General features: G+C 64.7%; 11 protein-coding genes. 10 read left to right on the top strand and 1 reads right to left on the bottom strand.

From position 1 onward, the window contains the following. Positions 1-103 precede the first annotated feature (103 nt). From BN2476_RS28995 to BN2476_RS28955, 9 genes are all read left to right on the top strand, one after another. On the top strand, positions 104-2,224 hold the full coding sequence (locus tag BN2476_RS28995; RefSeq protein WP_087737706.1) for a 3-hydroxyacyl-CoA dehydrogenase NAD-binding domain-containing protein: 2,121 nt from the start codon (positions 104-106) through the stop codon (positions 2,222-2,224). Between the two features lie 38 nt (positions 2,225-2,262). Then, positions 2,263-3,444: an acetyl-CoA C-acyltransferase gene (locus BN2476_RS28990; RefSeq protein ID WP_087737661.1), complete on the top strand. Its 1,182-nt coding sequence runs from the start codon at positions 2,263-2,265 to the stop codon at positions 3,442-3,444. 12 nt (positions 3,445-3,456) lie between these two features. Then, entirely contained in the window at positions 3,457-4,665 is a 1,209-nt protein-coding gene (locus BN2476_RS28985; RefSeq protein ID WP_087737660.1) for an acyl-CoA dehydrogenase family protein, read from the top strand. 10 nt (positions 4,666-4,675) lie between these two features. Then, positions 4,676-5,806, top strand: coding sequence for an acyl-CoA dehydrogenase family protein (locus BN2476_RS28980; protein ID WP_087737659.1), 1,131 nt, complete (start codon positions 4,676-4,678; stop codon positions 5,804-5,806). Positions 5,807-5,810: 4 nt separating this feature from the next. Beyond that, on the top strand, positions 5,811-6,623 hold the full coding sequence (locus BN2476_RS28975) for an oxepin-CoA hydrolase, alternative type (RefSeq protein WP_087737658.1): 813 nt from the start codon (positions 5,811-5,813) through the stop codon (positions 6,621-6,623). Positions 6,624-6,663: 40 nt separating this feature from the next. Next, positions 6,664-7,872 (top strand): CaiB/BaiF CoA transferase family protein, encoded by a 1,209-nt coding sequence (locus BN2476_RS28970; protein WP_087737657.1) that lies wholly within the window; start codon positions 6,664-6,666, stop codon positions 7,870-7,872. Between the two features lie 34 nt (positions 7,873-7,906). Further along, positions 7,907-8,893, top strand: a complete 987-nt coding sequence (locus BN2476_RS28965; protein WP_087737656.1) for an NAD(P)H-dependent flavin oxidoreductase — start codon at positions 7,907-7,909, stop codon at positions 8,891-8,893. A gap of 160 nt (positions 8,894-9,053) precedes the next feature. Next, the gene (locus BN2476_RS28960) at positions 9,054-9,377 is read left to right on the top strand and encodes a DUF485 domain-containing protein (RefSeq protein ID WP_087737655.1); all 324 of its coding nucleotides are present in this window, start codon (positions 9,054-9,056) and stop codon (positions 9,375-9,377) included. Beyond that, complete coding sequence (locus BN2476_RS28955; protein WP_087737654.1) at positions 9,374-11,059, top strand: cation acetate symporter; 1,686 nt, start codon at positions 9,374-9,376, stop codon at positions 11,057-11,059. The genes BN2476_RS28960 and BN2476_RS28955 overlap by 4 nt, the downstream gene beginning before the upstream one ends. Positions 11,060-11,076: 17 nt before the next feature. On the opposite strand, the gene BN2476_RS28950 is transcribed toward BN2476_RS28955, so the two are convergent. Beyond that, on the bottom strand, positions 11,077-11,973 hold the full coding sequence (locus tag BN2476_RS28950; RefSeq protein ID WP_087737653.1) for a LysR family transcriptional regulator: 897 nt from the start codon (positions 11,971-11,973) through the stop codon (positions 11,077-11,079). A gap of 198 nt (positions 11,974-12,171) precedes the next feature. Between BN2476_RS28950 and BN2476_RS28945 the strand changes: the two genes are divergently transcribed. Continuing rightward, positions 12,172-13,536: an MFS transporter gene (locus BN2476_RS28945; RefSeq protein ID WP_173819681.1), complete on the top strand. Its 1,365-nt coding sequence runs from the start codon at positions 12,172-12,174 to the stop codon at positions 13,534-13,536. Positions 13,537-13,540: the final 4 nt, after the last annotated feature.

The raw sequence follows: 13,540 nt of genomic DNA, 5'->3' as shown, positions 1-13,540 counted from the left end.
CAGTGTCAACTTTCAGTTAACAGTTCGTCAACTGTCAGTTGGATTGTCAATGCGCGCCGCGCATTTAACAATCAGCCAAACGAAATACATGGAGACGCGGGATATGACTTCCGAATCGGCCGGGCATGACGTCAGGCGCGAACTGCGCAATCGCGTTCTTGTTCTCACTGTCGACAATCCACCCGTCAACGCGCTTGGCGTGGTCGTGCGGCGCGCACTGAGCGACGCCGTCGAAGCCGCCGAACAGGACTCCGCCGTCGACGCGGTGTTGCTGATCGGCGCGGGACGCAACTTCATCGGCGGCGCGGATATCAAGGAGTTCGGGAAGCCGCCGCTGCCGCCATCGCTGCCTGTCGTCTGCAACAGGATTGAAGCGTGCCGCAAGCCGGTCGTCGCGGCCATCCACGGCGCGGCGCTCGGCGGCGGCCTCGAGATCGCGCTCGCGGCGCACTACCGGATCGCGCTCGCCGACGCCCGGCTCGGCTTGCCCGAAGTGACGCTCGGCTTGCTGCCGGGTGCAGGCGGCACGCAGCGCGCGCCGCGTCTCATCGGCGCAAAGGCCGCGCTGGATCTGATGTTGAGCGGGCGTCACGTCGGCGCGCGGGAAGCGTTCGCGCTTGGTCTCGTCGACCGCGTCGGCGAAACGGATGACGTGCTGACGGAGGGCCTGGACTATCTAAAGGCATTGCTTGATGCGAAGGCTCCCGTGCGCCGCACTCGCGATGCTGACGGGCTCGCGGACCCCGTGGCCAGTCGAGCCGCCATCGAAGCAGCGCGCGCCGAAACATCGAAGAAGTCGCGAGGGCTGTTCTCGCCGCTGAAGATCGTCGATGCCGTGCAGGCGGCGCTCGAACTGCCTTTCGACGACGGTCTGCGCCATGAGCGCCAATTGTTTCTGCAATGTCTCGACAGCCCGCAGCGAGCCGGCTTGATTCACGCATTCTTCGCCGAACGCGAAGTGCTCAAAGCGCCTGAAACGCGTCACGCGAAACCGCGTGCCATTTCGAGCGTCGGCGTGATCGGCGGCGGCACGATGGGCGCAGGCATCGCGGTCGCGCTGCTCGATGCGGGGCTGCCCGTGACGATGATCGAACGCGACGATGCATCGCTCGCACGCGGCCGTGCCAACATCGAAAAGGTCTACGACGGACTGATCGCGAAGGGCCGCATGACAGCCGACGCGAAAGCGGCCGTGCTCGCGCGCTGGAGCGGCAGCACGTCCTACGATTCGCTCGTCAGCACAGACCTCGTGATCGAAGCCGTATTCGAAGAGATGGTCATCAAGCAGGCGGTGTTCGCCGAACTCGACCGGGTCTGCAAGCCAGGCGCGGTGCTCGCGACCAACACCTCGTATCTCGACATCGACGCGATTGCTGCAAGCGTGTCGCGCCCCGGCGATGTGGTGGGCCTGCATTTCTTCTCCCCCGCGAACATCATGAAGCTGCTCGAAGTCGTGGTGCCCGCGCGGGTCAGCGCCGACGTGGTTGCTACCGCATTCGATCTGGCGAAGAAGCTGCGCAAGGTGCCCGTGCGAGCGGGCGTGTGCGATGGCTTCATCGGCAATCGCGTGCTCGCGGTCTACCGCGCGGCCGCTGACTACATGATGGAGGACGGCGCGTCGCCGTATCAGATCGATCGTGTGGTGCGCGAGTTCGGCTTCCCGATGGGGCCGTTCCAGGTGTCGGACCTCGCGGGCGGCGACATCGGCTGGGCGACGCGCAAGCGCCGCGCCGCGTCGCGCGACCCGAAGCAGCGCTATGTGCAGATCGCCGATCGCATCTGCGAGCGCGGCTGGTTCGGCCAGAAGACGGGGCGCGGCTACTACCTGTATCCCGACGGCGCGCGCACAGGCAAGCCTGATCCCGAAGTCGAGGCGATCATCGATGCCGAGCGCGAGCGTGCGAGCGTCACGCCGCGCACGTTCTCCGACGAGGAAATCATGCGTCGCTACATGGCGGCGATGATCAACGAAGGAGCGAACGTCGTGCATCAGCGCATCGCGCTGCGTCCGCTCGATGTGGACGTGACGTTTCTCTACGGCTATGGCTTTCCGCGCCATCGCGGCGGCCCGATGCAATACGCCGACACCGTCGGACTCGCGAAGGTGCTCGCCGACATCCGCGAGTTCGCGCAAGAGGACCCGGTGTTCTGGCAACCGTCGCCGCTGATCGTCGGGCTGGTCGAGCGCGGCGCCACGCTGGCGAGCCTCAACCACACCGCCTGATCCGTTCAACTCTTCATCCCTCTTTGCAGACTCAGACCATGCGAGAAGCCGTCATTGTCTCCACAGCGCGCACGCCGTTGACCAAAGCGCACCGTGGAGAATTCAACATCACACCCGGTCCCACGCTTGCTTCGTTCGCCGTGCGGGCAGCCGTAGAACGCTCGGGCATCGACCCGGACCTGATCGAGGACGCGATTCTCGGCTGCGGCTATCCGGAAGGCAACACGGGCCGCAACATCGCGCGCCAGACAGTGATCCGCGCGGGCTTGCCTCTTTCGATCGCCGGCACGACGGTGACCCGCTTCTGCGCGTCCGGCCTGCAAGCCGTCGCGATGGCGGCCGGCCGTATCGTCGTCGACGGTGCGCCGGCGATCATCGCTGGCGGCGTCGAAAGCATCTCCAGCATCCGCACGCGTGAAGACGGCGTGACCGCGCTCGACCCGTGGATCGTCGAGCACAAGCCTTCGCTCTACATGACGATGATCGACACCGCCGACATCGTGGCACAGCGTTACGGCATCAGTCGCGAAGCGCAGGACCGATTCTCGGTAGAGAGCCAGCGGCGCACGGCGCAAGCGCAACTCGCCGGCCGCTATGCCGACGAGATCGTGCCCGTAACGACCACGATGGCCGTGACCGACAAGGAGACGGGCGCAGTCAGTCAGCGCGAGGTGACGGTCTCCGCCGATACCTGCAATCGCCCCGACACCACTATGGAGGCGCTCGCGAAGCTCGCTCCCGTCAAGGGCCCGGACAAGTACATCACGGCAGGCAACTCGTCACAGTTTTCCGACGGCGCTTCGGCCTGCGTGATGATGGAAGCGAAAGCCGCCGAGCGCGCAAACCTCACACCGCTCGGCGCATTCCGGGGGCTCGCGGTAGCCGGCTGCGAGCCGGATGAAATGGGCATCGGCCCTGTGCTCGCCGTGCCGAAACTGCTCGCGCGCCATGGGCTGACGGTCGGCGACATCGGCCTGTGGGAACTCAACGAAGCATTCGCATCGCAGGCGGTCTATTGCCAGCAGCGCCTGGGCATTCCGTCCGAGCGCCTCAACGTCGACGGCGGCGCGATCTCCATCGGCCATCCGTACGGCATGACGGGCTCGCGCCTCGCGGGCCACGTCCTCATCGAGGGCCGCCGTCGCGGCGTGAAGTACGCGGTCGTCACGATGTGCATCGCGGGCGGCATGGGCGCCGCCGGCCTCTTCGAAATCTATTGAGAGAAACAGGATATGGATCTGAACTTTACCCCCGAGGAGGAAGCCTTTCGCGAGCGAGTCGTGCGCTTCCTGAAAGACAGACTGCCTCCGAGGCTCTCCGGCAAGGTGCGCAACGGCTTGCGCCTCACGCGCGGCGACATGGCCGAATGGCACGCGATCCTTAACGAACACGGCTGGCTCGCGAATCACTGGCCCGAACAATACGGCGGCCCGGGCTGGAACGCCGTGCAGAAGTTCATCTTCGAGAACGAGTGCGCGCTGGCGGGCGCGCCGCGCATCGTGCCGTTCGGCGTGAACATGCTCGGTCCCGTGCTGATCAGGTACGGCAGCGAAGCGCAGAAGCGCCACTGGCTGCCGCGCATCCTCGATGGCTCCGACTGGTGGTGCCAGGGCTATTCGGAGCCGGGCTCGGGTTCCGATCTCGCGTCGGTGAAGACGAGCGCGGTGCGCGGCATCGACGCCGAAGGAGAGCACTACATCGTCAACGGCCAGAAGACGTGGACCACGCTCGGCCAGCACGCGAACATGATTTTCTGCCTCGTGCGCACGGCAACGGATGTACGCAAGCAGGAGGGCATCAGTTTCCTGCTCGTCGACATGAATTCGCCTGGCGTCGAAGTGCGTCCCATCATCACGCTCGAAGGCGAACACGAGATCAACGAAGTGTTCTTCACCGATGTGCGCGTTCCCGTCGCGAATCTCGTCGGCGAAGAGAACAAGGGCTGGACGGTCGCCAAGTATCTGCTGACCTACGAGCGCACGAACATCGCGGGCGTCGGCTTTTCGGTTGCGGCGCTGGCGCGCCTGCGCCGCGTGGCGCAGAAGGTGACGCGCAACGGCCGCCCTCTAGCCGATGATCCGTTCTTTGCGGCGCGCCTTGCTCGCGTCGAAATCGACCTGGAAAACATGAAGACGACCAACCTGCGCGTGATCGCCGCGGTAGCGGGCGGCGGCGTGCCGGGCGCGGAAAGCTCGATGCTCAAGATTCGCGGCACGCAGATTCGCCAGGAGTTGTCGTCACTGATGCGCCGCGCGGTGGGGCCATACGCGCAGCCGTTTGTCGAGGAGGCGCTGCAAGAAGGTTACGACGACGCGCCGATCGGCCCCGACGAGGCCGCGAGCGCCGCCGCGCTCTACTTCAACAACCGCAAGCTGTCGATTTTCGGCGGCTCCAACGAAATCCAGAAGAACATCATCTCGAAGATGATCCTGGGACTGTAAGAGGATCGCGATGAATTTCCAGCATACCGAAGACCGCCGCATGCTGGCGGATACGCTCAACCGTTTCGTGAGCGAGCAGTACGGCTTCGCGAAGCGAGACGAGCTCGCGCGCAGCGAGTCGGGCTTCAGCCGCGAACTATGGGTTCGCTTTGCGGAGCTGGGCGTCGTCGGCGCGCTCTTCGACGAGGCCGACGGCGGTTTCGGCGGCGATGGCTTCGACATCGCCGTCGTCTTCGAGAGCCTTGGGCGCGGCCTCGTGGTCGAGCCCTTCCTGGGCGCGCTCGCTGTCGGGCACGCGCTTGCCCATGCAGGCAACGACGCGCACAAGCCTCTCATCGCAAGCCTGATAGAGGGACGCGCCGTCGCCGCACTCGCACACGACGAGCCCGGCTCGCACTACGAACTGGCCAGGGTGTCGACGTGCGCCGACCGGGGCTCGAACGGCTGGGTGCTGGCGGGCGTCAAGACCGTCGTGCAGCAGGGCGCGGAGGCCGACTTCTATCTCGTCTCGGCTCGCACGAGCGGCACAGCCGAAGCCGAAGAAGGGATCTCGCTCTTTGTCGTTCCGCGCGAGATGCCGGGCCTCGAAGTGCGCGGCTATCGAAATATCGATGGTGGACGGGCCGCCGAGGTGCACCTGAACGAAGTATGCGTCCCCGACACTGCATTGCTCGGCGAACGAGACGCGGGCTACACGACGCTCGAGCACAGCATCGGCGCGGGCGTGCTCGCTTTGTGCGCCGAGGCGCTCGGCGCGATGGAAGTCGCGAAGGAACACACGCTCGAATACCTGCGCACGCGCAAGCAGTTCGGTGTCGCGATCGGCAGCTTCCAGGCATTGCAGCACCGCATGGCCGATCTGCTACTGGAGATCGAGCAGGCACGCTCGTCGGTCATCAATGCCGCCGCCGCGTTTGGCGGGAGCCGCGTAGAGCGCGAACGCGCGTTGTCGGCGGCGAAGTACACGATCGGGCGCGTCGGTGCGCAAGTGGCCGAAGAGTCCATCCAGCTGCACGGCGGCATCGGCATGACATGGGAATTGCCGCTTGCCCATTACGCGAAGCGCCTCGTGATGATCGACCATCAGCTGGGCGACGAAGATCACCATCTCGAACGCTATATCACTTTGAGCAGGAGCTGACGCCATGAACGAACCTATCCTTGCGCGCCGCGAAGGCGCGGTGCAGGTGCTGTCCTTCAACAATCCGTCTGCGCGCAATGCGCTCACGGCCGAGGTGTACAAGGCGCTTCCGGCTGCCATCGAAGCGGCGCAAAACGATCGGGAAGTCGGTGCGATCGTGCTGACCGGCGTGGGTGGCGCGTTCTGCGCGGGCGGCGACCTGAAACGGCTCGCGCAACGGCGCGCGGTGACGCCGCCCGAGCGGCGCGCGGGCATCGAAAGTCTGCACGACATGATTCGCGCGCTGCGTGACTGCAGCAAGCCGGTGATCGCTGCAGTCGAGGGCGCGGCAGCAGGCGCGGGGCTTTCGATCGCGCTCGCGTGCGACATGCTGGTGACCGCGCGCAATGCGTCGTTCTCTGTGGCATACGTCAAGGTCGGCTTGTCGCCCGACGGCGGCGCGACGGCATTCCTGTCCGGTGTCCTCTCCCGTCAGCTGATGACCGAGCTGTGTCTGACGGGGCGGCCTGTCACGGGCGAACGCATGCACGCGCTCGGCGCCGCGAACCGTCTTGCGGAGCCGGGCGGTGCGCTGTCGGAAGCTGTTGCGCTGGCGCAATCGCTCGCAGCGGGACCCGAGCGCGCGATCGCACGGATCAAAAGTCTGTGCCGCCAGGCAGGCGGAAACACGGTCGAAGCGCAACTCGATCTCGAAGCCCAATACATGACGGAGTCGCTCGGTGACGACGAATCCGCCGAAGGCATCAACGCCTTCTTCGACAAACGCGCCGCTGATTTTTCAGCATTGCGCCGCGCGTCCCAAGTCGATTCTCACTAGACGCAGCGCCTTCGTCACTCTTTGTCATTCCGGATCTTTCATGTCGAACCTCGATTCCTCCCTGCCGCTTGCCGGTGTTCGCATTCTCGATTTATCCCGCGTGCTGGCGGGGCCGTGGTGCGCGATGGTGCTCGGCGATCTTGGCGCAGAAGTCATCAAGGTCGAGCATCCGAAGCGCGGCGACGACACGCGCGATTGGGGCATACGCGTCGGCACCACCGAAACGGCCTATTTCAACAGCGTGAACCGCAACAAGCGCTCGGTGTGTCTCGATCTGCAAACAGCAGAAGGGCAGCAGATCGCACGCGACCTGGCGCGCCAGAGCGACGTCGTGATCCAGAACTTCAAGTTCGGCGGCGCCGAAAAGCTCGGCCTCGGCTATGAGCAACTCAAGGAAGGACACGAGGACCTCATCTACTGCTCGATCTCCGGCTACGACCGGCACGGGCCGGAAGCGGCGCGTCCCGGCTACGACGTGGTGCTGCAAGGCGAGGCGGGGCTGATGGCGCTCAACGGCAATGCCGATCAGCCGCCGCTCAAGTTCGGCGTGGCGGCCGTCGATCTGTTCACTGGAATGTATTCCGCGCAAGCGGTGCTCGCCGCGCTGTTCCAGCGTCAGGAGACCGGCAAGGGGCGTCATGTCGAAATGGCGCTGTTCGATTGCGGCCTGATGATCACTTCGTATTACGGGCTGGAGTCGATGCTAATGGGGGAAGACCCGCCGCGCTATGGCAACGCGCATCCTTCGATCGTGCCGTACGGCGTGTTCGATGCGCAGGACGGGCCGCTCGTCATCGCGGTCGGCAACAACGGCCAGTACGAGCGCTTTTGTCGCGAGGTGATCGAACGGCCGGATCTGTTCGACGACGACCGCTATCGAACGAACCTCGTGCGGGCGGCGCACCGCGAAACACTCGTGCCCGAACTCAAGCGCGAGATTGCCAGCAGACCGCGCGCGCTGCTTCTCGAACGTCTGACGCGGGCGGGGATTCCGTGCGGCGAAGTGCTCGGCTTGCATCGGGCGCTCACCTCGACGCGCGCGTCGCAAGGCGGGTTGCTGACGACGTTCGAGCATCCCGAAGCAGGCAGCACGCACGTGCTCGCGCCGCCGTACCGCTTCGACGGCGCGCGCCTTCCGGTGCGCAGCGCCCCGCCGCAACTCGGCGAAGGCACGAGCGAAGTGCTCCAGTCGCTGCTCGGGCTGTCCGCCGAACGGCTTTCGCAACTGAAGGCAGAAGGCGTCGTGTGACGCTGGATCGCGCGTTATTGCACAAGGACTTTCAATGAGCCAGAGCGCCTTTTCCAACGCCGTGACCGAGCTGTTTGGCACGCGGCTCCCTATCGTCGCCGGTGGCCTGATGTGGCTCGCCGATGCCCACTATGTCGCCGCCGCCTCGCGTGCCGGCATCATCGGCTTCATCACGGCCGCGAGCTTCCCTGAACCTGATGCGCTGCGCGCCGAGATCCGGCGCTGCCGCGAACTGTGCGAGGGCGGCCCATTCGGCGTCAACGTGTCGATGTTGCCGAAGCTCGTTCCGGGCGAGAGAACGCGCGAAGTGTTCGAGCTGATCGTCGATGAAGGTGTGAAATGCGTCGAGACCTCGGGGCGCAATCCCGAGGAATTCATGCCGCTGCTCAAAGAGGCCGGTGTCAAGGTACTCCACAAGGTGCCCGCGGTTCGGTTCGCGGTCAAGGCGGCTGCTGTCGGCGTCGATGCTGTGGCGATCGTCGGCGCGGAATGCGGCGGTCATCCCGGACTCGACATGGTGGGCTCGTTCGTGAACGCCGCATGGGCCGAGAGCCAGCTCGACATTCCGTATCTGATCGGCGGTGGCATCGGTCGCGGCTCGCAGCTTGCCGCGGCACTCGCGATGGGCGCATCGGGCGTGGTGGTCGGCACGCGCTTCGCCGTGGCCGAGGAGATCTGGGCGCACGACGACTACAAGCGCCGTCTGGTGGAAGCAGGACCGACCGATACCGATCTGTGCATGCAGTCCGTGCGCAATACCGTGCGGACGCTGCGCAACGAGACGACGGCCGCCGTGAAGGCACTCGAGGCACAGAACCCGGACGTCACGATTCAGGACCTGATGCCGATGGTCGCGGGCAAGATCGGCCGCAACGCCTACGTGACGGGCGACTGGTCGAAGGGACTGCTCTCCGCGGGACAGTCGCTCGCATTCACCGACAGGATCGAGCCGCTTGCCGACATCGTGCGCCGGTTCGAGCGCGACATGCGGCAGGCGATGGGACGGATCGCCAGCCACTGACGCTGTGCACGCAAGCGGTGCCGACAGAAGCCCGCAGAGCGGTTGCATCGAGCCCAAGAGGCTCATTTCATTCCGACGACAGACAACAGGCCTCAACCAACTTGCATGGTGCCAGGGTAAGGGGCTAAAGCTCCAACTCTGGCCGACAGGAGACAAACGCATGCAGCAAGCCAGCATCGATTCAATCCAGGCGAGCCCCGCATACCGGCGGCTCATCGCGTCACGCCGCCGTTTCAGCTTCACGCTGACCGCGCTGATGATCGCCGCGTACTACGGCTTCATCCTCTTTGTCGCAGTGGCGCCACATCTGCTGGCGCGACCGTTGTATCCGGGCGCGACGATCACGCTCGGCGTCGTCGTGGGCATCGGCATCATTCTGGTGGCGATCGGGCTGACAGGCTGGTACGTGCTCCACGCGAACCGCACGCTCGATCCTGCGATGCGCGCACTGCTCCTCGACGCACCGAAGGAGAGTGAAGCATGAAGCTCGTTCGCTCCCTGCTGTGCGCGTGTCTCGCATCGACGGCTGGGCTCACTCGTGCGTCGGGCATCGAAGGTCCGGTGCCCAGTCACGTCGAACTGAATCCCGTTGCGATCGGCATGTTCCTGCTATTCGTGCTCGTGACGCTCGGCATCACACGCTGGGCATCGCGCAAAACGCGTACGACACGCGACTTCTATAGCGCGGGTGGCGGTATCTCCGGTTTCCAGAACGGACTCGCGATCGCCGGCGATTACATGTCGGCGGCATCGTTCCTGGGCCTTTCCGGCATGGTGTATCTGTTCGGATTCGACGGCCTGATCTATTCGATTGGCTTTCTGGTCGGCTGGCCGTTTGTGATGTTCCTGCTCGCCGAACCCTTGCGTAACCTGGGCAAATATACATTCGTCGATGTGGTCGCCTACCGCTTCGAGCAGGCGCCGATTCGTCTGCTGACGGCGAGCACGTCGCTCGTCGTCGTGGTCTTTTATCTGGTCGTGCAGATGGTCGGCGCGGGCAAGCTGATCCAGCTGCTATTCGGCTTGCAGTACTGGATGGCGGAAGTGATCGTTGGCGCGCTGATGGTGGTGTACGTGTTCTTCGGCGGCATGACGGCAACCACGTGGGTGCAGATCATCAAGGCCGTGCTGCTGTTGTGCGGCGCGACGTTCATGGCCGTCACCGCGCTGGCGCAGTTTGGCTTCAGTCCCGATGAGATGTTCCGGCGCGCAGTCGACGTTCATCCCGGCGCGCTCAGTATCATGGCGCCCGGCAAGCTGCTGAAGGACCCTCTCAACGCACTGTCGCTCGGCATCGCGCTGATGTTCGGCACGGCGGGGTTCCCGCATATCCTGATGCGCTTTTTCACGGTGCCCAGCGCAAAAGAGGCGCGCAAGTCCGTGTTCGTCGCCACCGGGTTTATCGGGTACTTCTATTTGCTGACCTTCATCATCGGCTTCTCCGCGATCGCGTTGCTCGCGCAGCATCCTGAGTTCTTCAAGACGGCGGCGGACGGGCACTTCAATCTCACGCGCGATCTGCTCGGCGGCTCGAACATGGTTGCTGTCAAGCTGGCGCAGGCTGTGGGCGGCAACCTGTTTTACGGCTTCATCGCCGCCGTGACGTTCGCGACGATCCTGGCCGTGGTGGCGGGCCTCACGCTCTCCGGGGCGACCACGGTTTCACACGATCTGTACGCGTGCTGGCTCGCGCGGGGCAAACCCAACGAAGCGCATGAAATGCGTATCTCGCGCGTAGCCACGCTGATATTGAGCGCCGCCGCAATCGGACTCGGCATCCTTTTCGAGCACGTCAACGTGGCGTTTCTGGTCGGCCTCGTGGCGGCCATCGCGGCGAGCGCCAACTTCCCGGTGCTGGTGTCGTCGATTTTCTGGCGGGGCATGACGACGCGTGGCGCGGTAATCGGCGGCGCGCTCGGGCTGATCTCTGCCGTGCTGCTGACGCTGTTGTCGAAATCGGTTTGGGTCGACGTGCTGCACCACGCGCATACGCCCGTGTTCCTCGACAATCCGGCGCTGGTTTCAGTGCCCCTCGCGTTCGCGGGAATCTGGGCCTTCTCGATGCTGGATCGCGGTGCTCGCGCGCAGCGGGAGCGCGAAGCTTTTGCCTTGCAGGAGTTTTATGGGCAGACGGGCTCGCTGCCCATGACAGCCGTCGACCATTGAAGCGCCATCGATCGCATTCAAGGGCCAGTCAGTGCCTCATGCAACGTCGCGCGAAATCTCTGCACGGCCGGCGACATGGTTGTTTTCCTGCGGTAGAAAAGCCGGATCCTGCTTTCGAATAGCGCCGTTTCGTAGGGCAGGGCAGCGAGATCGCGGCCCGCATAGGTCTGGAGCATCTGCTCGGTCAGCATGGTAATCAGGTCGCTATTGCGCAGTAACGCTGTCAGCAGCGAAATCGACGCGTCGGTTTCGATAACCGCCTGCGGTGACGCCAGATCGTGGTCCAGAAAGTATCGATCGACGATCTGGCGCAGTCCATGTCCCGGCAGCGGCAGCAACCATTTCGCCCCTTGCAGCAGGCGTGGATCGGCGGGTGCATGCGCCAGTGGATGGCCTTGCCGTGCAACGATCCGGTAGCGCTGCCTGCCGATCTCATCGGACTGGAGTTCTTCGTCTTCTATGGCGTCCGGCATGAAGCAAAGCGCGAGATCGAGTTGCCCGTCCTTCAGTTCGTCGAACAGCAGCGCCGATACCTGCACGGAAAGTCTGAACGAGACGGCGCTCTCGCGCGCTGTGTAACGGGCAAGGATGGGCAGTAGCGCGGATTCAAGCAGGGCCGGCACGACGCCGATGCGAATCTTGCCCGCCGACGCAGACTTCGCCGCCGCCATATCAGCGTAGGTTTGCGCGACCGACGCACCGACATCGGCGGCACGCTCCAGGAGCACGCGTCCTGCTGCCGTCAGTTCGACGCCACGACCCTTGCGATCGACGAGGCGCGTGTCGAATTCCGCTTCGAGTCGTTGCAGGATCTTCGACACGGCGGATTGCGTCAGCCCCGTTTTTTGCGCAATGCGATGCAGGTTGCGCGTTTGAGCGAGCAGGGAGAACACGCGCAAGTCTTCGATTCTCATTCGTTCTCTGCCAGCCGTTGTCCAGTCCCACTCTAGCGTAAATCCAATCACCGCGGCGCCGGTATTCCTCCCGGGAATCAAAGCTCGCCTCGCTTTCCGGGCAGTGCGTCGAACAATGACGACATCATGTTTCGTTCGATTCGAGGAGGCATCTTGTCCGACCTTTCCAATGCGTGCGCACCTGGCATTGATGCGCCAATGCCGGCCGCGAACCGCTTCGCGATGGTGGCCGTCATGCTGGCGGTTGCGCTGGCGACGCTCGACACCGCGATCGCGAACACAGCGCTGCCCGCGATAGCCACCGCTCTTCACGCGACGCCGGCCGAATCGGTATGGATCGTCAACGGCTACCAACTCGCGATGGTGGCGACGATACTGCCCTTCGCCGCGCTGGGCGACGTTTTCGGGCACAGGCGCGTCTACATCGGCGGGCTGGCATTGTTCACGGCCGCATCGCTGGCTTGCGCGGCGGCGCCGACGCTGCCATTGCTCACCGCCGCGCGTCTTCTGCAAGGGCTGGGCGGTAGCGCGATCACGAGCGTCAGCATTGCGCTCGTCAGTGCGCTGTATCCGCGACACCGGCTTGGGCGCGGCGTCGGGGTGAATGCGCTCGTCGTTGGCGTGTCGGTTGCTGTCGGGCCGACCATCGCATCTCTGATCCTTTCGACAGCGTCGTGGTCATGGCTCTTCATCATCAACGTGCCGCTTGGAGTCATTGCCCTCGTATTTGCGCTCCCAGTGCTGCCGCAGACGCCTCGAGGCGCGCATCCATTGGATCCCGTTGCGGCCGTGCTGAACGTCATCACTTTTGCATCGCTGATTGTCGCGCTCGGTGAAGGAGGTCAGCGTGCGCCCACGATTCGCGTGCTCGGCGCGCTCGTCATCACACTCGTTTTCGGCGTGTGTCTGATGCGGCGCGAGGCAACGCGACTCGCGCCGATGCTGCCCGTCGATCTCTTCAGGCGGCCCGAGTTCGCGCTGTCGGCCGTGACGGCCGTTTGCGCGTTCGCCGCGCAGGGCTTCGCGTTCGTGTCGCTACCGTTCTATTTCGAGGACGCGCTGCATCTCAGTCAGATGGAGACGGGGTTCCTGATTACACCCTGGCCGGTTGTCGTAGCGCTCGTGGCGCCCGTTGCCGGACGCCTGTCAGACCGCTATCCGCCAGGCGCGCTGGGGGCGGCCGGGCTCGCCTGTCTGTGCGCGGGCCTTGTGTCGCTCTCGTTGTTGCCCGCTCATCCTTCCGTGTACGCGATCGCGGTGCGGATGGCCATTTGCGGCGTCGGCTTCGGCCTGTTTCAGTCTCCGAACATCAAGGCGTTGATGGCGAGCGCGCCTCATGCGCGCAGCGGCGGCGCCAGCGGTGTCGTCGCGACCTCGCGTCTGATCGGCCAGGCCACGGGCGCCGCGTTGGTCGCGTTGTGCTTTGGACTGGCCGGCCAGCACGGGCCGATACTCGCGCTGCTTGGCGGCGCGATATTCGCGGGCATAGGCGGAATCGCGAGCGGGCTGCGGTTGATGGCGCGCTCGCATCGGCTGGGCAGCGCGGGATGGGCTGACCGATAGCTCT

The sequence above is a fragment of the Paraburkholderia piptadeniae genome (assembly GCF_900007165.1).
Classification (GTDB): domain Bacteria; phylum Pseudomonadota; class Gammaproteobacteria; order Burkholderiales; family Burkholderiaceae; genus Paraburkholderia; species Paraburkholderia piptadeniae.
Note: the sequence above shows the minus strand (reverse complement) of the source record. Positions and strands in the feature narration are given on the sequence as shown.